Source organism: Micromonospora sp. NPDC048063 (assembly GCF_043202855.1).
Lineage (GTDB): Bacteria > Actinomycetota > Actinomycetes > Mycobacteriales > Micromonosporaceae > Micromonospora.
On the sequence record NZ_JBIDBG010000008.1, the window covers coordinates 28,834 to 46,623 of the forward strand.

General features: G+C 72.1%; 18 protein-coding genes. 13 read left to right on the forward strand and 5 right to left on the reverse strand.

Annotated features, from left to right (window positions below; genetic code table 11):
- Nucleotides 1–14 precede the first annotated feature (14 nt).
- Nucleotides 15–383: a DUF3499 domain-containing protein gene (locus ACGFZ2_RS20225; RefSeq protein ID WP_393258717.1), complete on the forward strand. Its 369-nt coding sequence runs from the start codon at nt 15–17 to the stop codon at nt 381–383.
- Between the two features lie 155 nt (nt 384–538).
- Here ACGFZ2_RS20225 and ACGFZ2_RS20230 read toward each other — a convergent pair whose 3' ends face one another.
- Entirely contained in the window at nt 539–1,915 is a 1,377-nt protein-coding gene (locus ACGFZ2_RS20230) for an NAD(P)/FAD-dependent oxidoreductase (protein WP_393455668.1), read from the reverse strand.
- A 79-nt stretch (nt 1,916–1,994) separates the two neighbouring features.
- A complete protein-coding gene (locus ACGFZ2_RS20235; protein WP_393258721.1) occupies nt 1,995–3,341 on the reverse strand; it encodes an aspartate aminotransferase family protein in 1,347 nt (448 codons plus the stop codon).
- Nucleotides 3,342–3,796: 455 nt separating this feature from the next.
- Here ACGFZ2_RS20235 and ACGFZ2_RS20240 point away from each other — a divergent pair, with 455 nt between their 5' ends.
- The 3 genes from ACGFZ2_RS20240 to ACGFZ2_RS20250 are packed head-to-tail and all read left to right on the forward strand — an operon-like array spanning nt 3,797 to nt 4,942.
- Nucleotides 3,797–4,567, forward strand: coding sequence for a Scr1 family TA system antitoxin-like transcriptional regulator (locus tag ACGFZ2_RS20240; RefSeq protein WP_393455671.1), 771 nt, complete (start codon nt 3,797–3,799; stop codon nt 4,565–4,567).
- Nucleotides 4,558–4,746 carry a DUF397 domain-containing protein gene (locus ACGFZ2_RS20245; RefSeq protein WP_393455674.1) on the forward strand — a complete coding sequence of 63 codons (189 nt, stop codon included), beginning with the start codon at nt 4,558–4,560 and terminating at the stop codon, nt 4,744–4,746. Before ACGFZ2_RS20240 ends, ACGFZ2_RS20245 begins: the two co-directional genes overlap by 10 nt.
- 1 nt (nt 4,747) lies before the next feature.
- Complete coding sequence (locus ACGFZ2_RS20250; RefSeq protein WP_393455677.1) at nt 4,748–4,942, forward strand: DUF397 domain-containing protein; 195 nt, start codon at nt 4,748–4,750, stop codon at nt 4,940–4,942.
- A 42-nt stretch (nt 4,943–4,984) separates the two neighbouring features.
- Here the strand turns inward: ACGFZ2_RS20250 and ACGFZ2_RS20255 are convergent, their stop codons facing one another.
- Entirely contained in the window at nt 4,985–5,497 is a 513-nt protein-coding gene (locus ACGFZ2_RS20255) for an Lrp/AsnC family transcriptional regulator (protein ID WP_393258729.1), read from the reverse strand.
- A 203-nt stretch (nt 5,498–5,700) separates the two neighbouring features.
- Between ACGFZ2_RS20255 and ACGFZ2_RS20260 the strand changes: the two genes are divergently transcribed.
- From ACGFZ2_RS20260 to ACGFZ2_RS20300, 9 genes are read left to right on the forward strand one after another with little or no spacing between them, the layout of a single operon-like run.
- Entirely contained in the window at nt 5,701–6,885 is a 1,185-nt protein-coding gene (locus ACGFZ2_RS20260; protein WP_393455680.1) for an extracellular solute-binding protein, read from the forward strand.
- 5 nt (nt 6,886–6,890) lie between these two features.
- On the forward strand, nt 6,891–8,066 hold the full coding sequence (locus tag ACGFZ2_RS20265; RefSeq protein ID WP_393456173.1) for an ABC transporter ATP-binding protein: 1,176 nt from the start codon (nt 6,891–6,893) through the stop codon (nt 8,064–8,066).
- Nucleotides 8,063–8,974, forward strand: coding sequence for an ABC transporter permease (locus tag ACGFZ2_RS20270; RefSeq protein WP_393258733.1), 912 nt, complete (start codon nt 8,063–8,065; stop codon nt 8,972–8,974). The genes ACGFZ2_RS20265 and ACGFZ2_RS20270 overlap by 4 nt, the downstream gene beginning before the upstream one ends.
- Entirely contained in the window at nt 8,971–9,774 is an 804-nt protein-coding gene (locus ACGFZ2_RS20275; protein ID WP_393455683.1) for an ABC transporter permease, read from the forward strand. Before ACGFZ2_RS20270 ends, ACGFZ2_RS20275 begins: the two co-directional genes overlap by 4 nt.
- The gene (locus ACGFZ2_RS20280; protein WP_393258737.1) at nt 9,771–11,231 is read left to right on the forward strand and encodes an NAD(P)/FAD-dependent oxidoreductase; all 1,461 of its coding nucleotides are present in this window, start codon (nt 9,771–9,773) and stop codon (nt 11,229–11,231) included. The genes ACGFZ2_RS20275 and ACGFZ2_RS20280 overlap by 4 nt, the downstream gene beginning before the upstream one ends.
- The gene (locus ACGFZ2_RS20285; RefSeq protein ID WP_393455686.1) at nt 11,231–12,433 is read left to right on the forward strand and encodes a saccharopine dehydrogenase C-terminal domain-containing protein; all 1,203 of its coding nucleotides are present in this window, start codon (nt 11,231–11,233) and stop codon (nt 12,431–12,433) included. Before ACGFZ2_RS20280 ends, ACGFZ2_RS20285 begins: the two co-directional genes overlap by 1 nt.
- Nucleotides 12,430–13,443 (forward strand): agmatinase, encoded by a 1,014-nt coding sequence (gene speB / locus ACGFZ2_RS20290; protein ID WP_393455689.1) that lies wholly within the window; start codon nt 12,430–12,432, stop codon nt 13,441–13,443. The genes ACGFZ2_RS20285 and speB overlap by 4 nt, the downstream gene beginning before the upstream one ends.
- 59 nt (nt 13,444–13,502) lie before the next feature.
- Nucleotides 13,503–13,898 carry a type II toxin-antitoxin system RelE/ParE family toxin gene (locus tag ACGFZ2_RS20295; RefSeq protein ID WP_393455692.1) on the forward strand — a complete coding sequence of 132 codons (396 nt, stop codon included), beginning with the start codon at nt 13,503–13,505 and terminating at the stop codon, nt 13,896–13,898.
- Complete coding sequence (locus ACGFZ2_RS20300; RefSeq protein WP_393297176.1) at nt 13,895–14,206, forward strand: helix-turn-helix domain-containing protein; 312 nt, start codon at nt 13,895–13,897, stop codon at nt 14,204–14,206. Before ACGFZ2_RS20295 ends, ACGFZ2_RS20300 begins: the two co-directional genes overlap by 4 nt.
- Before the next feature lie 198 nt (nt 14,207–14,404).
- Here the strand turns inward: ACGFZ2_RS20300 and ACGFZ2_RS20305 are convergent, their stop codons facing one another.
- Together ACGFZ2_RS20305 and gabT are read right to left on the reverse strand one after the other, a co-directional pair.
- Complete coding sequence (locus ACGFZ2_RS20305) at nt 14,405–16,339, reverse strand: proprotein convertase P-domain-containing protein (protein ID WP_393455695.1); 1,935 nt, start codon at nt 16,337–16,339, stop codon at nt 14,405–14,407.
- Nucleotides 16,340–16,511: 172 nt separating this feature from the next.
- Entirely contained in the window at nt 16,512–17,786 is a 1,275-nt protein-coding gene (gene gabT, locus ACGFZ2_RS20310; RefSeq protein ID WP_393455698.1) for a 4-aminobutyrate--2-oxoglutarate transaminase, read from the reverse strand.
- Nucleotides 17,787–17,790: the final 4 nt, after the last annotated feature.

Genomic DNA, 17,790 nt, shown 5'->3' on the forward strand with positions numbered 1-17,790 from the left:
GATACCCTGCCGCCGTGAGGTCACCACGGCGCTGCTCCCGTAACGGCTGCCCCCGGCAAGCGGTCGCCACGCTGACCTATGTCTACAACGAGTCGACAGCCGTGGTGGGGCCGCTGGCCGCCTTCGCCGAGCCGCACACCTACGACCTCTGCGAGCCGCACGCCCGCAGCCTGACCGCGCCCCGCGGTTGGGACGTGGTCCGGCACGAGGGCGAGTTCGAGCCCCCGCCGCCCACCACCGACGACCTGGTCGCGCTCGCCGAGGCCGTCCGCGAGGCCGCCCGTCCGGTGGCCCCCCGCCCACCAGAGGACGACGACAGCCTCAACACGGCCCCCCAGACGGGCCGCCGAGGCCACCTCCGCGTCATCCCCCCCACCCACTAACCCCACCCACCCCGCCTCCGCGCGCCCCCGCCCCCGCGCGCCCCCGCCTCCGCGCGTTGATCATGAAGTTGTTGGCATGCGCTTCGGCGTGTCGCGGCAACAACCTCATGATCAACGGGCTCGTGGGTGGGTGGGGGGGCGAGTGGGGTGGTGGGTTAGTGGGTTAGGAGGCGGGTGAAGAGGGTGGCGCGGCGGGAGGGGCGGTTCGTGCGGTTCTCCGCCGCGTCGGCGGAGAACATCAGCCGCAGGCCCGCGTTCACGGCCAGCCAGCGCAGTGGCTCCGGCTCCCATTTCGGGGAGCGGTGGTTCACCCAGGGCAGGGCGGTCAGGTCCGTCCGCTCGCCCCGGATCAGGTCGGCCAGGGTCCGGCCGGCGAGGTTGCTGGTGCCCACGCCGTCGCCGACGTAGCCGCCGGCCCAGGCCAGCCCGTCGGCCCGGTCGAGACCGACCGAGGCCGCCCAGTCCCGGGCCACCCCGAGCGGGCCGCCCCAGGTGTGGGTCACCGGCACGTCCGGGCCGAGCACCGGGAACAGTTCGCCGAGCGTACGGCGCAGTGCCGCGAAGACTGCCGGCTCCCGGTCGTGGGCGGGGGAGACCCGGGAACCGAAGTGGTAGGGCGCGCCCCGGCCGCCGAAGGCGAGTCGGCCGTCGGCGGTGCGCTGGCCGTAGACGATGACGTGCCGGTGGTCGGAGAAGGTCTCCCGCTCGGCGAGGCCGATCCGCGCCCAGGTCGCGGCGGGCAGCGGCGCGGTCGCGACCATCAGCGAGTAGACCGGCGCGACGGTGCGGCGCTGCCCCGGCAGGCCGGGCGTGTAGCCCTCGGTGGCCCGTACCACCACCGGCGCGCGCACCGTGCCGGCCGGGGTCACCGCCGCACCGGGCCGGATCCGGGTCACCCGCGTGCCCTCGTGGATCGTCACCCCTCGGCGCTCCACCGCCAGGGCCAGGCCCCGCACCAGCCGGGCCGGGTGCACCGCCGCGCAGTGCGGGGTGTACGTGCCGCCGCGTACCCCCTCGGCGGCGCAGCGGGCGGTGGCCTCGTCGGCGTCGAGCAGCGCCAGGTCCTCCGGCCCGAGCCCGTACGCCCGTGCCTCCGCGACGGCTGCGCGCGCCCGGTCGAGCTGGGGGGCGGTGCGGGCGAGCATCACCGTCCCGCCGTACGCCCAGTCGCAGTCGATGCCCTCGGCCGCGACGACCCGGCCGACCTCGGCGACGGTGGCGTGCAGGGCGCGCTGCATGGCGATCGCGGCGTCCCGCCCGTGCCGGCGGGCCAGCGCGGGCAGCGAGGTGGGGAACAGTGCCGAGCACCAGCCCCCGTTGCGGCCGGACGCGCCGTAGCCGGCGACCTGTGCCTCCAGCACGGTGATCCGCAGCGCCGGGTCGGCGACGGCGAGGTAGTACGCCGTCCAGAGCCCGGTGTAGCCGGCCCCGACGATCACCACGTCCGCGTCGGCGTCGCCGGTCAGCGGCGGGCGCGGGGTCAGCGGCTCGTCCACGGTGGACAGCCAGTACGACAGGTCCTGGTAGCGCATCGGCCGCTCCGGGTGCGGAAACGGCCGGGTCGACCACACGCCGCGGGGCGCGCGGCCGGCCCGGCCGGGTGGACGAGGGTTACAGGCGCGCCCACGCCTCGGTGAGCACGGCGCGCAGGATCTGCTCGATCTCGTCGAACTGCTGCTGCTCGGCGATCAGCGGCGGCGCGAGCTGTACGACGGGGTCGCCCCGGTCGTCGGCGCGACAGTAGAGCCCGGCGGAGAACAGCGCGGTGGAGAGGAAGCCGCGCAGCAGCCGCTCGGACTCGGCCTCGTCGAAGGTCGCCCGGGTGGTCTTGTCCTTGACCAGCTCGATGCCGTAGAAGTAGCCGTCGCCGCGTACGTCGCCGACGATCGGCAGGTCGTACAGCTTCTCCAGGGTGGCGCGGAAGGCCGCCTCGTTGGCCCGGACGTGCCCGACCAGGTCCTCGCGGGCGAAGACCTCCAGGTTGGCCAGGGCCACCGCGCAGGAGACGGGGTGGCCGCCGAAGGTCACGCCGTGGGCGAACATGCCGGTCTCGGTCAGGAACGGCTCCATCAGCCGGTCACTGGCGATCATCGCGCCGAGGGGGGCGTAGCCGGACGTGATGCCCTTGGCGGTGGTGATGATGTCGGGCTGGTAGCCGTACCGGACGGCGCCGAAGTATTCGCCGAGCCGGCCCCAGGAGCAGATCACCTCGTCGGAGACGAGCAGCACGTCGTACGCGTCGCAGATCTCCCGGACCCGCTCGAAGTAGCCGGGCGGCGGCGGGAAGCAGCCGCCGGAGTTCTGCACCGGCTCCAGGAACACGGCGGCGACCGTGTCCGGCCCCTCCCGCTCGATGGCCCGGCCGATCTCCTCGGCGGCCCAGCGGCCGAACGCCTCGGGGGAGTCGCCGTGCTCGGGGGCGCGGTAGAAGTTGGTGTTCGGCACCTTGATGCCGCCGGGGACCAGCGGCTCGAAGTCGCTCTTGATGCCGGGCAGGCCGGTGATCGACAGTGCGCCCATCGAGGTGCCGTGGTAGGCGATGTAGCGGCTGACCACCTTGTGCTTGTTCGGTCTGCCGGTGCGCTTGAAGTAGGCGCGGGCGAGCTTCCACGCCGCCTCGACCGCCTCGGAGCCGCCGGTGGTGAAGAAGACCCGGTTCAGGTCTCCGGGGGTGAGCGTGGCGATCCGCTCGGCCAGCTCGACGGCCTTCGGGTGGGCGTACGACCAGAGTGGGAAGTAGGCCAGCTCGCCCGCCTGCTTGGCGGCGGCCTCGGCCAGCTCGGTGCGCCCGTGGCCGGCGTTGACGACGAAGAGCCCCGCGAGGCCGTCCAGGTAGCGGCGGCCCTGGGCATCCCAGACGTACGCGCCCTCGCCGCGCACGATGGTCGGCACCTCGCCGGCGGAGTAGCTCGCCATCCGGGTGAAGTGCATCCAGAGGTGGTCGGTGGCGTCGGCCATGTCAGCCCCATCGGGTCTCGGGCCGGTCAGGGGTGACACCGGCCGCTCTGCCCACGGTTATCCCACAGCCCGGCGGCCAAAAGCAAGTGAGATCGGTGGTGTGTGGCCGATATGGCAACGGAATCAGCGAGTAGCCAAAGCGTGAACGACGGAATCCGCATCGCGAGGTCGTGACGTGAACGGTCGGTGGGATCGCGTCGGACGGGTGCTGTCGAGCTGCCCCGTCGGTGAGACCGCGTCGGGGCGGGTCGCGGTGAGACCGCGTCGAGGGGGATGCGGTGAGACCGCGTCGAGGCGTCGCGTTCGGGACACCTTCGGGGCACTTCGGTTGCGCTCGCGGCGCACCTGAGGTGCGCGAAACACATCCCACCGCGACACGCCGGTAGGCGGCGGACGCCGGCACCGAGCGTGGCTATCGTGCGCCGGAGCGTGAACCCGCGCGGAGGGAGGGTCCGATGGCCAACGAGGCGCTGCGGGTGGCGATGGCCGCCAAGGGGGAGACCGTCGAGTCGCTGGCGGAGAAGGTGCGCGTCGACCCGAAGACGGCGGGCCGGTGGCTCACGTCGGGCCGGATCCCGCACCCCAGGACCCGGCTGGCGGTGGCCGAGGTGCTCGACCGCGACGCCGCCGAGCTGTGGCCCGAGCCGTTCCGCCGCCGCGACCTGCCCTGGTTCCGCCCCTGGGCCGAGCTGGAACAGGACGTGACCTCGATCCGATCCTATGAGCCACTGCTGGTGCCGGGTCTGTTGCAGAGCGAGGGGTGCGCCCGCGCGGTGCTGGGGACCGGCGGCCTGCTGTCGGCGGCCGAGGTGGACCAGATCGTGACCGGCCGGCTGGAGCGCCAAGAAATCCTCTGTCGTGAGGAACCTCCGCAGCTCGTCGTCGTGATCGACGAGGTGGTGCTTCGCCGGCCGGTCGCGGGCCGGGCGGTGATGGCCGAGCAACTGGCCCATCTCGCTGCGATGGCGCAGCGGGAGCACGTGCAGATCCGGGTGATCCCGGCCGAGGGACCGTGGCACACGGGATTGGCCGGGCCGTTCGTGCTGGCCCGACTCCGGGACGGGGTCGAAGTGGCCTATCTGGACAATCAGCTCCGTGGTCAGATGGTGACCGACGGCATCGATGTTGCTAGCCTGGGTCGGAGGTGGGAGAGCGTCACCGGTGAGGCGCTTCCCTGCCGCCGGTCGATCGCACTGATCCGAGAGGTGGCGCAGACATGGACCTGACGGAAGCCCGCTGGCGCACCGCCACCCGCAGCAGCAACAACGGCGGCAACTGTGTCGAGGTGGCCGACAACCTGCCTGGCCGGGTGCTGGTGCGGGACAGCAAGGACCGTGCGGGTGGCGTCCTCGCCTTCTCGCCCGGGGCGTGGCGCACCTTTGTCGGTCGGCTGCGGCAGGGCTGAGATGGCCGACGCCCGCTGGCGCACCGCCACCCGCAGCACCAACAACGGCGGCGACTGTGTCGAGGTGGCCGACAACCTTCCGGGCCGGGTGCTGGTGCGGGACAGCAAGGACCGTGCCGGCGGCACCCTCAGCTTCGCGCCCGACGTCTGGCGGGCGTTCGTCGCGTCGGTCGGACGCGGCGGGGGTGTCGGCTGAGGCCGACCGGCGCCTGAAGCTGGTCGGCGGCGAGCGGCTTGATCAGGCGGTGCCCCAGGTGTACGTCTGCTTGCGCAGCTTGAGATAGACGAACGCCTCGGTGGCGAGCACGCCCTCGACCGCCCGCAGCCGCTGGAGGATCTCCAGCAGGTGGTCGTCGTTGCGGCAGACCACCTCGGTCAGCAGGTCGAACGAGCCCGCCGTGATCACCACGTAGTCGACCTCGTCCAGCTCGGCGAGGCGGTCGGCCACGGCCTCCAGGTCGCCGTTCGTACGCAGGCCGATCATGGCCTGGCGGGGGAAGCCGAGCTGGAGCGGGTCGGTCACCGCGACGATCTGCATCACCCCGGCGTCGAGCAGCCGCTGCACCCGCTGGCGCACCGCCGCCTCCGACAGCCCGACCGCCTTGCCGATGGTCGCGTACGGTCGGCGGCCGTCCTCCTGGAGCTGCTCGATGATCTGCTTCGCCACGTCGTCGAGCAGTGCGTGGCTGGCACCCTCGCGGACGGTGACCCTGCGTCCGCCGTTGCCGTTGTCGTGCTGCCGGTTCGTCATCGACCGCTCCCCATGTCCGTGCCCGGGCTGAGCCTAGTCCCCCGGGCAGTCTGGCGTATTTCGTCGTGCAGAGCTATTCCGGCAACGGAATCCCTTGTAAGGAAGGTCACCTCATGTCAGGATCAGTCGTCCACCGCACCTGACCCTCCCGTCGGCGCGCCACCCCCGTCCCGCCGCCGACGACGACCCCTAGGAGTCGTCACATGCGTACTCCCTTTCGGCCCCTCACCCGGCGTGGACTCCTGACCGGCACCCTCGGCTCGGCCGCACTGCTCGCCGCCGGTGGCTCGCTGGCCGGCTGCGGCACCAAGGCCGCCACCCAGACGGAGGCCGGCTGCGTCAGCGAGGACCTGTCCGCCACCGAGAAGAAACTGGCCTTCTCCAACTGGCCGCAGTACATGGACGTGGACGAGAAGGACGAGTCCAAGCGGCCGACCCTCGACGCGTTCGTCGCCCAGAGCGGCATCCAGGTCGCCTACACCGAGGACGTCAACGACAACAACGAGTTCTTCGGCAAGGTGCAGAACCAGCTCGCGGGCTGCCAGGGCACCGGCCGGGACGTCATGGTCCTCACCGACTGGATGGCGGCGCGGATGATCCGCCTCGGCTGGATCCAGAAGCTCGACAAGTCGAAGCTGCCCAACGTCGAGGCCAACCTGCTGCCGTCGCTGCGCAACCGGTCCTTCGACGCTGAGAACCAGCTCGCCATCCCGTGGCAGTCCGGGCTGGCCGGGCTGGCCTACAACGGCAAGGTGACCAAGGAGATCCGGACGGTCGACGAGCTGCTCACCCGCCCCGACCTCAAGGGCAAGGTGACGGCGCTGTCCGAGATGCGCGACACCATGGGCCTGCTGCTCCAGTCGAACGGCCACGACCCGGCGAACTTCACCGGCCCGCAGTTCGACGACGCGCTCAACAAGCTCAAGAAGGCCGTCGACTCCGGCCAGATCCGCCGGTTCACCGGCAACGACTACGCTCCGGACCTCGCCAAGGGCGACATCGCCGCGTGCATCGGCTGGTCCGGCGACGTCATCCAGCTCGGCTTCGAGGACGACAAGGTCAAGTTCGTGGTGCCCGAGTCGGGCGTGATGCTCTGGTCGGACAACGTCCTCGTGCCGAACAAGGCCACCCACAAGGGCAACGCCGAGCAGATCATCAACTACTACTACGACCCGGCGGTCGCCGCGAAGCTCGCCGCGTTCGTGAACTACATCTGCCCGGTCCAGGGCGCCAAGGCCGAGATGGAGAAGATCGACCCCGAGCTGGCCGCCAACCCGCTGATCTTCCCCGACGACACCATGCTGTCGAAGTCCAAGGTCTTCATGGCGCTGGACGAGAAGCAGGAACGCGAGTACGAGAGCAAGTTCCAGCAGGTCATCGGGGCGTGAGCGGCATGGGCGGCATGGGCGGGGCGACTGTGGGGCGCGAGACACCGGCCGGCGACCTGCGGCTGGCCAGCCTCACCAAGCGGTTCGGCATCTTCACCGCCGTGGACGACCTCAGCCTGACCATCCCGCAGGGCTCGTTCTTCGCCCTGCTCGGGGCGTCCGGCTGCGGCAAGACCACCACCCTGCGGATGATCGCCGGGCTGGAGGAGCCGACCAGCGGGCAGGTGCTGCTCGGCGACCGGGACATCGCCCGGCTGCGCCCGTACAAGCGGCCGGTGAACACCGTCTTCCAGAGCTACGCGCTCTTCCCGCACCTGAACGTCTTCGAGAACGTGGCCTTCGGGCTGCGCCGGCGCGGCATCCGCTCGGTCGACGACCAGGTCATGGGCATGCTCGCGCTGGTGCAGCTCGACGACTACGGCCACCGTCGTCCCGCCCAGCTCTCCGGCGGGCAGCAGCAGCGGGTCGCCCTGGCCCGCGCCCTGGTCAACCGCCCGCAGGTGCTGCTGCTCGACGAGCCGCTGGGCGCGCTCGACCTGAAGTTGCGCCGGCAGATGCAGATCGAGCTGAAGCGGATCCAGACCGAGGTCGGCATCACGTTCGTGCACGTCACCCACGACCAGGAGGAGGCCATGACGATGGCCGACACGGTCGCGGTGATGAACGCCGGGAGGATCGAGCAGCTCGGCTCACCCGCCGACATCTACGAGTTCCCGGCCACCGCGTTCGTGGCGAACTTCCTCGGCCAGTCCAACCTGCTCGCCGGCGAGGCCGCCGGCCCGGGCGGCGGCGAGGTGGCGGTCTCGGCGCACGGCAACCGCTTCTCGGTGCCCGCCGGCCGGGCCCGGGTCGACCGGGGGCCGGTCCACCTGGGCGTACGCCCGGAGAAGCTGCACCTGGTCGACTCCGTCGACCAGGTCCCCGCCGGGCACCAGCACGTCACCGGGGTGGTCACCGACGCCTCCTACGTCGGGGTCAGCACCCAGTACCTGCTGCGCACCGGCTGGGGCAGTGAGTTGTCGGTCTTCGTGGCCAACAGCGGCGTGACCGGCCCGCTGGCGGTGGGCAGCGAGGCGGTGGCGCACTGGGACCCGCGGCACGCCTTCCTGCTGCCCCGGGCGCCCGGCGAGCACGACCGGACCACGCCGGTCCTGGACGAGCCGGTGGGTGCGTCCTCGTGACAGCCCTCGCGCACATGCCCGGTTCGGGGCGGTCGACGGGGCCCCCGCCGACCCGCCGGTCCGGTCGGCACCGGTTCCTGCCGTACCTCCTCCTGCTGCCCGGCGCGGCGTGGCTGTTCCTCTTCTTCGCGGTGCCGCTGTTCCAGCTCGCCGCCGCCAGCCTCTACGATCCCGCCGGCTCGCTCGCCACCGGGTACGCGCTGACCTGGGCGGTCGGCAACTACCCGGACGCGCTCGCGGCGTACTGGCCGCAGTTCACCCGGTCCTTCGTGTACGCCGGCATCGCGCTGGTGCTGGCGCTGCTGATGGGCTACCCGCTGGCGTACGCGATCGCGCAGAAGGCCGGCCGGTGGAAGAACCTGCTGCTGGTCTGCGTGGTCGCGCCGATGTTCACCAGCTTCCTGGTGCGCACGCTGGCCTGGAAGACGATCCTGTCCGACAACGGCTGGGTCGTCGGGCTGCTGCGCGACGTGCACCTGCTCGCCCCCGACGGGCGGCTGCTGGCCACCCCGGTCGCGGTGGTGCTCGGCCTCACGTACAACTTCCTGCCCTTCCTGGTGCTGCCGCTGTACGCGAGCCTGGAGCGGCTGGACCACCGGCTGCTGGAGGCGGCGAGCGACCTCTACGCCAGCCCGCTGCGGGTGTTCCGCCGGGTCACGCTGCCGCTGTCCATGCCGGGCCTGGTCGCCGGCACGCTGCTGTTCTTCATCCCGGCCAGCGGCGACTACATCAACGCCGAGCTGCTCGGCACCCCCAACGAGTACATGATCGGCAACGTCATCGACTCGGCGTTCCTGGTCCGGCTGGACTACCCGCAGGGCGCGGCGCTGTCCTTCCTGCTGATGGCGGCGATCCTCGCGGTCGTCTTCGTCTACCTGCGCCGGGCCGGCACGGAGGAGGTGCTGTGACCGCCCGGGTCCTCCGCTGGCTGGCCGAGCGCTGGGTGATGGGCGTGGCGCTGCTGGTGCTCGGCTACCTCTTCCTGCCGATCGCCGTGGTCGCCGCCCTGTCCTTCAACCGCCCGTCCAGCCGCCTGTCGTACGACTTCCACGAGTTCACCCTCGACAACTGGCGCAACCCGTGCGCCACCTCCGACATGTGCGACGCGGTGGTGCGCAGCGTCCAGATCGGCTTCATCGCCACCGTGGTCGCCACGGTGCTCGGCACCCTGATGGCGTTCGCGCTGGTGCGGCACCGGTTCCGCGGCCGGTCCGGGATCAACGTGCTGATCTTCCTGCCGATGGCCACCCCGGAGCTGGTGATGGGCACCTCGCTGCTCGCCCTCTTCGTCTCCGCCGGGATGCCGCAGGGCTTCTGGACCATCGTCATCGCGCACGTCATGTTCTGCGTGTCGTTCGTGGTGGTCACCGTCAAGGCGCGGCTGGCCGGGATGGACTCCCGACTGGAGGAGGCCGCGATGGACCTCTACGCCAGCGAGTGGCAGACCTTCCGGCGGATCACCCTGCCGCTGGTGCTGCCCGGCATCGTGGCCGCCGCGCTGCTGGCGTTCTCGCTGTCGTTCGACGACTTCATCGTCACGAACTTCAACGCCGGCACCACCGTCACGTTCCCGATGTACGTCTGGGGCGCCGCCCAGCGGGGCATCCCGCCGCAGGTCAACGTCATCGGCACGGCGATGTTCGTGGTCGCGCTGCTGCTGGTGCTCGCCAGCACCCTGCGCGGCCGGCGGGCGAAGCGGCTGCCATGACGCCCCCGCCCACCGGCCGGGCGCTCGCCGACGCGGCGCCCGTGCCGTACTGGCTGGACCGCCCGGAACGCCCCGACCCGCTGCCGCCGCTGCACGGCGGCACCGACACCGACCTGCTGGTCGTCGGCGGCGGCTACAGCGGCCTCTGGGCGGCGCTGCTCGCCAAGCAGGACGACCCCGGCCGGGACGTGCTGCTGGTGGAGGCGGGCACCTGCGGCTGGGCGGCGTCCGGGCGCAACGGCGGGTTCTGCGCCGCCTCGCTGACCCACGGCCTGGGCAACGGCGTCGAACGCTTCCCCGACGAGATCGACGTGCTGGACCGGCTCGGCCGGGACAACCTGGACGCCATCGCCGACACCGTGGCCGCGTACGGCATCGACTGCGAGTTCGAGCGCACCGGCGAGCTGTCCGTGGCGGTCGAGCCCCACCAGCTCGACGGGCTGGCCGCCGACGTCGACCTGGCCCGCCGGTTCGGCCACGACGTGCGGCTGCTCGACCGCGACGAGGTACGCGCCGAGGTGGACTCGCCGACGTACCTCGGCGGGCTGTGGGACCGCGACCGGGTGGCGATGCTCGACCCGGCGAAGCTGGCCTGGGGCCTGCGCCGCGCCTGCCTCGACCTCGGCGTGCGGATCCACGAGCACACCCGGGTCACCGGGCTGCGCCGCGACGGGGCCGCGCTGCGCGCCACCACCCGCGGTGGACCGTCCGACGCGCCCGGGGCCGACGACCCGGGACCGGGCGGCCACGGCGCCCCCGGCTCGGTGCGCGCGCGGCGGGTCGTCCTCGCCACCAACGCGTTCCCGCCGCTGCTGCGCCGGCTGCGGGCCTGGCTGGTGCCGGTCTACGACTACGCGCTCACGACCGAGCCGTTGACCGCCGCGCAACGCGAATCGATCGGCTGGCGCAACCGGCAGGGGCTCGCCGACACCGGCAACCAGTTCCACTACTACCGGATCACCGGCGACGGGCGGATCCTCTTCGGCGGCTACGACGCCGTCTACCACTACGGCAACCGGATGGCCCCCGAACTGGCCCAACGGCCGGCCACCTTCACCGCCCTCGCCCAGCACTTCTTCGCCACGTTCCCGCAGCTCGCCGACGTGCGCTTCAGTCACCGCTGGGGCGGCGTCATCGACACCTGCACCCGGTTCTGCCCGTTCTTCGGCACCGCGTACGACGGCCGGTTGGCGTACGCGGCCGGCTACACCGGCCTCGGCGTCGGCGCCACCCGGTTCGGCGCCCGCGTGGTGCTCGACCTGCTGGGCGGCGGGCAGACCCCGCTGACCCGGCTCGACCTGGTGCGCAGCAAGCCGCTGCCGTTCCCGCCGGAGCCGTTGCGGGCCACCGGCATCCACCTCACCCGCTGGTCCCTGGCCCGGGCCGACGCGCGAGCGGGACGGCGCAACCTCTGGCTCCGTACGCTCGATCGTCTTGGTTTGGGGTTTGATTCCTGATGCGGATCCTGCTCGTCGGCGCCGGTGGGGTCGGCTCCGCCGCCGTCGCCATCGCTGCCCGCCGCTCCTTCTTCGAGACCATGATCGTCGCCGACCGCGACCCCGCCCGCGCGGCGCGGGCCGTGGCCGGCCACGGCGACCGGTTCGTCCCCGCCACCGTCGACGCCTCCTCGGCGGACGCGGTCGCCGCGCTGTGCCGCGAGCACCGGATCACCCACGTGCTCAACGCGGTCGACCCGCGCTTCGTCATGCCGATCTTCGACGGGGCGTTCGCGGCCGGCGCGGACTACCTCGACATGGCCATGTCGCTGTCCCGGCCGCATCCCGACCGGCCGTACGCCGAGACCGGGGTCAAGCTCGGCGACGACCAGTTCGCCGCCGCCGAGCGATGGTCGGCCGCCGGCCGGCTGGCGCTGTGCGGCATCGGCGTCGAGCCGGGCCTGTCGGACGTCTTCGCCCGCTACGCCGCCGACGAGCTGTTCGCCGAGATCGACGAGATCGGGGTACGCGACGGCGGCAACCTCACCGTCGACGGCTACGACTTCGCGCCGTCGTTCTCCATCTGGACCACCATCGAGGAGTGCCTCAACCCGCCGGTGATCTGGGAGGCCGGCCGCGGCTGGTACACCACCCCGCCGTTCTCCGAGCCGGAGGTGTTCGACTTCCCCGAGGGCATCGGCCCGGTCGAGTGCGTCAACGTCGAGCACGAGGAGGTGCTGCTGATCCCGCGCTGGGTCGCGGCGAAGCGGGTCACCTTCAAGTACGGCCTCGGCAACGAGTTCATCGAGGTCCTCAGGACCCTGCACAAGCTCGGCCTCGACGCGGCGTCCCCGGTGCGGGTGAGCGGCGTGACGGTCGCGCCCCGCGACGTCGTGGCGGCGTGCCTGCCCGACCCGGCGACCCTGGGCGACCGGATGCGCGGCAAGACCTGCGCCGGCACCTGGGTGCGGGGCACGGCGCGCGACGGCGGGCCGCGCGAGGTCTACCTCTACCACGTGGTCGACAACGAGTGGTCCATGGCGGAGTGCGGCCACCAGGCCGTCGTCTGGCAGACCGCCGTGAACCCCGTCGTCGCCCTGGAACTGCTCGCCACCGGCGCGTGGTCCGGGTCGGGGGTGATCGGCCCGGAGGCGCTGCCCCCGCGCCCCTTCCTCGATCTGCTCACCGGCTACGGCTCACCCTGGGGAATGCAGGAGCGATGACCCGCTACGGCCCGATGTTCGGCCCCGACGTCACCTTCCTCGGCGTCGACCGCTGCGCCCTCGACGACCCGTCGTCCTTCGCCGACGCCGACGTCGTGATCGTCGGCGCGCCCTTCGACGGCGGCACCTCGCACCGGCCGGGCACCCGGTTCGGCCCGTCCGCCATCCGGCAGGCCTGCTACCTGCCGCACGACGGCTCCCGCCCGTCCCTCGCGCTGCGCGTCGACGCGCTGCGCGACCTGCGGGTGTACGACGCCGGCGACGTCGAGATGTTCTCCGGCGACATCGAGCGGTCCCTGGCCGCCCTGGAGTCCGCCGTGCACGCGGTCGCCTCGGCCGGCGTGATCCCCGTCGTGCTCGGCGGCGACCACTCCATCGCGCTGCCCGACGCGACCGGCGTCGCCCGCCACCACGGGCCGGGCCGGGTGTCGCTGGTGCACTTCGACGCGCACGCCGACACCGGGGACATCGAGTTCGGCAGCCTGCACGGGCACGGCCAGCCGATGCGCCGGCTCATCGAGTCCGGCGCCGTACGCGGCGACCGGTTCCTCCAGATCGGCCTGCGCGGCTACTGGCCCGGCCCCTCGGTCCTGGCGTGGATGGCCGAGCAGCGGATGCGGTCGTACGAGATGACCGAGCTGGTCGCCCGGGGCCTGGACGACTGCCTGACCGAGGCGTTCACCATCGCCACCGACGAGTGCGAGGGGGTCTTCCTCTCCGTCGACGTGGACGTGGTCGACCCGGGCATGGCACCCGGCACGGGCACCCCGGAGCCCGGCGGGCTGACCTCCCGGCAACTGCTCGACGCGGTGCGGCGCTGCTGCTACGAGCTGCCGGTCGTCGGCGTCGACGTGGTCGAGGTCGCCCCGCCGTACGACCACGCCGACATCACCGCCTACCTGGGCAACCGCGTGGTGCTCGAGGCGCTGTCGGCGATCGCCCGCCGCCGCCGCGCCGCCGCCGGCCACCCGCCCTGGACCCCGACCCAGCCCCTCCTCGACTCCCGCTGATCGGGGATCACCTCGCTCGGGCGCCAGGGACGCTGTTTAGTTCGAGCTATAGTTGCGTGATGAGCGGTGCGACCGGGGGACGTTGGTCCGTGCGGGTCACCGGCGAGGTCCGGCAGTGGCTCCGGGAGCTGCGGCATACCGATCCGGACACGTACCGGAGCGTGAGCGTGGCCGTCGACATGCTCGCGGAGGTCGGGCCCGGGCTGGGGCGTCCGCTGGTCGACACGCTGCGGGGTAGCGCCATCAGTAATCTCAAAGAGTTGCGTCCCAGGTCAGGGCGGGACGTCGCGGTTCGGGTGCTGTTCGTCTTCGATCCCTGGTCCCAGGCCGTCCTGCTCGTGGCAGGTAACAAGGCGCACAACTGGACGCGCTGGTACCACGACAACATTCCACTGGCGGAGGACGCTTACAAGGCTTGGCTCGACCATGAGAGCAGGCGAAGGGGGGAGTCGTGACCGAGTTCTACGACTGGGAAGACGTCCGTGACGAGCTTCGTGACGACGAGACGGAGCACGAGAGGGAGCGGGCGCGTACCGAAGCGTGGGTGAGCGCGTTCCACCTGGCCGAGGAGCGTAAGCGGCTGGGGCTGACCCAGCGCCAGGTGGCCGAACTGATGGGCGTCACCCCGGGACGGGTCAGTCAGATCGAGAACGGTGACCTCGATGTCAACGAGGTCGCCACGTTGAGCCGCTACGCCGCAGCCCTGGGCGCTCGGCTCCGCATCATCTTCGACTACGGCAACGACCTGCGGCAGATCGCCTGACCGCCCGTCTCCCGATCCGACCCGGGTAGGCGAGGCGGGCGGGGCCCTGGTGCTGTGGGTCGACCTGGGGCGGGAGGGTCAGCGGATGGCGGCGGCCTGGTTGTGGGCCCAGGTGGTCGTCCGGTGCACGGCCCCTCGCCGCGACGGCGAGGGGCCCTGCGACGGTGGCGGCCCGTCGGGGCCGTCCGTTCCGGAGACCTACAGGGTCAGGGTCCAGGTGTCGATGTAGCCGGTGTCGCCGGACGCGGCGTCCTGGACGCGCAGGGTCCAGTTGCCGTTACGGGTCTCCGCGGAGAGGTTGACCGGGTAGGTCTGGTTGATGTTGTCGGCGGAGCCGCCGCTGCGGTTGTGCAGGGTGTAGGCGCTGCCGTCGGGGGCGACGAGGCTGACGACCAGGTCCCCGATGTAGGTGTGCACGATCTGCACCGCGACCTTGCTGCTGGACGAGGCGGTGCCGGTGCAGCCGCTGATCGCGACGGTGCTGGTGACCGTCGCGTTGTCACCGACGGTCACGTTGGTGCCGTTGGTGCCGGTGCACTCCTGCGTGCCGGAGCCGCCCAGGTTGAGCGTCCAGCTGTTCAGGTAGCCGGTGTCGCCGGCGCCGGCGTCCTGGACGCGCAGCTTCCAGGTGCCGTTGGCGACCTCCGACGACAGGTTGACCGGGTAGGTCTGGTTGATGTTGTCGGTGGAACCGCCGCTGCGGTTGTGCAGGGTGTAGGCGCTGCCGTCCGGGGCGACGAGGCTGACGACGAGGTCCCCGATGTAGGTGTGCACCAGGTTCACCGCGACCGTGCTGGTGGCGCTGGCGTTGCCCGTGCAGCCCGCGATGGTGATGGTGCTCTCCACCGTGGCGTTGTCCCGGATCGTCACGTCGGTGCCGTTGGTCTGGGTGCAGCCGGTGGTCGGCGGGGGCGTGGTGCCGCCGTCGCCGAGGTTGAGCAGCTTGTTGGGCGAGCCGGTGCCGGGGCTGGTCACCACGTTGCTGGTGGCGTCGGCGACGAGCTTGTCGCGCACCTGCTGCGGCGTGAACGACGGGTTGGCGGCGAGCACGAGCGCGGCGGCGCCGACCACGTGCGGGGTCGCCATCGAGGTGCCGCTGATGGTGTTCGTGGCGGTGTTGCTGGTGTGCCAGGCCGAGGTGATCGAGCTGCCGGGGGCGAAGATGTCCAGGCAGGTGCCGATGTTGGAGAACGACGAGCGGGCGTCGGTGTTGGTGGTCGAGCCGACGGTGATCCCGGCGGGGGTGCTGGCCGGCGAGCTGTCACAGGCGTCGGCCCCGTAGTCGTTCCCGGCCGCGAGGCCGTAGCTGACGCCGTCGGCGATGGAGCGGGCCACCGCGTCGTTGAGGGCCTGGCTGAAGCCGCCGCCGAGGCTCATGTTGGCCACCGCGAGCTGGCCGGCGGCGTGGTCGCCGGTCACCCAGTCGACGCCCTGGATGACGCCGGCGTCGGTGCCGCTGCCCTGGCAGTCGAGCACCCGGACGCCGACGAGGGTGACGCCCTTGGCCACGCCGTGGGCGCTGCCGCCGACCGTGCCGGCCACGTGGGTCCCGTGCCCGTTGCAGTCGTCGGCGCTGCCGCCGTCGATCGAGTCGAACCCGGTGACGGCCCGGCCGCCGAAGTCGCCGTGGCCGAACCGGATGCCGGTGTCGATGATGTACGCCTTCACGCCCGAGCCGGTGTTCGGGTAGGTGAACGAGTTGTTCAGCGGCAGCGCGCGCTGGTCGAGCCGGTCCAGGCCCCAGGACGGCGTGGGGCTCTGCGTACCGCTGATCCGTACGGTGTGGTTCTGCTGGACGTAGCTGATCGACGGGTCGGCGGCGAGCCGCTTGGCCTCGGCCTCGGACATCCGGGCCTCGAACCCGCGCAGCGCGTTCTGGTACGTCCGGTTGACCGCGCCGCCGTGCCGGCCGGCGAGGTCGCGCGCCCGCTTCGTGACGTCGGCCCGCCCCACGGTCGCGTCCTTGAAGACGACGATGTACGACCCGTCGACGGCGGTGGGGCCGCCTGCCAGGAGGATCTGCCCCTCGGCGGGGGCTGCCGTCGCGGGTGCGCCGAACGCCACGGCGGTGGCGACGGCGGTGGTCAGCACGCCGAGACGCCAGCGGCGCGCGGCAAGGTGGGGAGGTGTCATCCCTCGGGTGTTCCTCTCGCTCCACGACGGCGGGTCCCGCCATCGATCGCAATTGATCAAATTGAGCAAGAGCGTAGAACGTCCGCGGCGCGATGTGTAGATCGATCGATGTTTGGTTACTCGGGGGAAACAAAGATAGGGGTGGGTGCGGTGCCGCCCCGCGCCCGCGCCGCTACGCGCCGAAAGCCTCGTCCAGGATGTCCAGCCCTCGACGCAGCTCGGTGTCGGAGATCACCAGCGGTGGCAGGAAGCGCAGCACGTTGCCGTACGTGCCGCAGGTCAGGGTGAGCAGGCCGGCGGCGTGACAGGCCGCCGAGACCGCCGCCGTGGCGACCGGGTCGGGCGTCAGGGTGCCGGGCCGGACGATCTCCACGGCGAGCATCGCGCCCCGGCCACGTACCTCGGCGACGCGGGGATCACGGTCCGCCACGGCGCGCAGGCGCGCCGTCATCGCCGCGCCGATCCGGCGGGCCGCTCCCGCCAGGTCCAGCTCGTGCATGGTCGCGATCGCCGCGAGCGCCGCCGCGCAGGCGATCGGATTCCCGCCGTACGTGCCGCCGAGCCCGCCGACGTGCACCGCGTCCATCAGGTCGGCCCGGCCGGTGACCGCGGCCAGCGGCAGGCCGCCGGCGATGCCCTTGGCCAGGGTGACCAGGTCCGGCTCCACGCCCTCGTGCTGGCAGGCGAACCAGTCGCCGGTGCGGCAGAACCCGGTCTGGATCTCGTCGGCCACGAACACCACCCCGGCCGCCGTCGCCCACTCCCGCAGCGCCGGCAGGAACCCCGGCGCCGGTACGACGAACCCGCCCTCGCCCTGGATCGGCTCGATCAGCAGCGCGGCGACGTTCTCCGCGCCGACCTGCTTCTCGACCGTCTCGATCGCGCGGGCCGCGGCGGTCGACCCGGCCAGCCCGCCGTCGCGCAGCGGGTACGACATCGGCACCCGGTAGACCTCCCCGGCGAACGGCCCGAACCGGTGCTTGTACGGCATGTTCTTCGCGGTCAGCGCCATGGTCAGGTTGGTCCGGCCGTGGTACGCGTGGTCGAACACCACCACCGCCGGCCGCCCGGTGGCGTGCCGGGCGATCTTCACGGCGTTCTCCACCGCCTCGGCGCCCGAGTTAAACAGCGCGGACCGCTTGTCGAACGTGCCCGGGGTGAGCGCGTTGAGCTGCTCGCAGACCGCCACGTACGACTCGTAGGGGGCGACCATGAAGCAGGTGTGCGTGAAGCGCTCGACCTGCGCCCGCACCGCCTCGACCACGCGCGGCGCGGAGTTGCCGACGTTGGTGACGGCGATGCCGGCCGCGAAGTCGATCCACTCCCGGCCGTCGACGTCGACGATGGTGCCGCCCGACGCGTGGTCCACGTAGGACGCGACGGTGCTGCCGACACCGCGGGCCACGGCCGCGCCGCGCCGCTTGTGCAACTCGTCCGAGGAGGCCATCGCG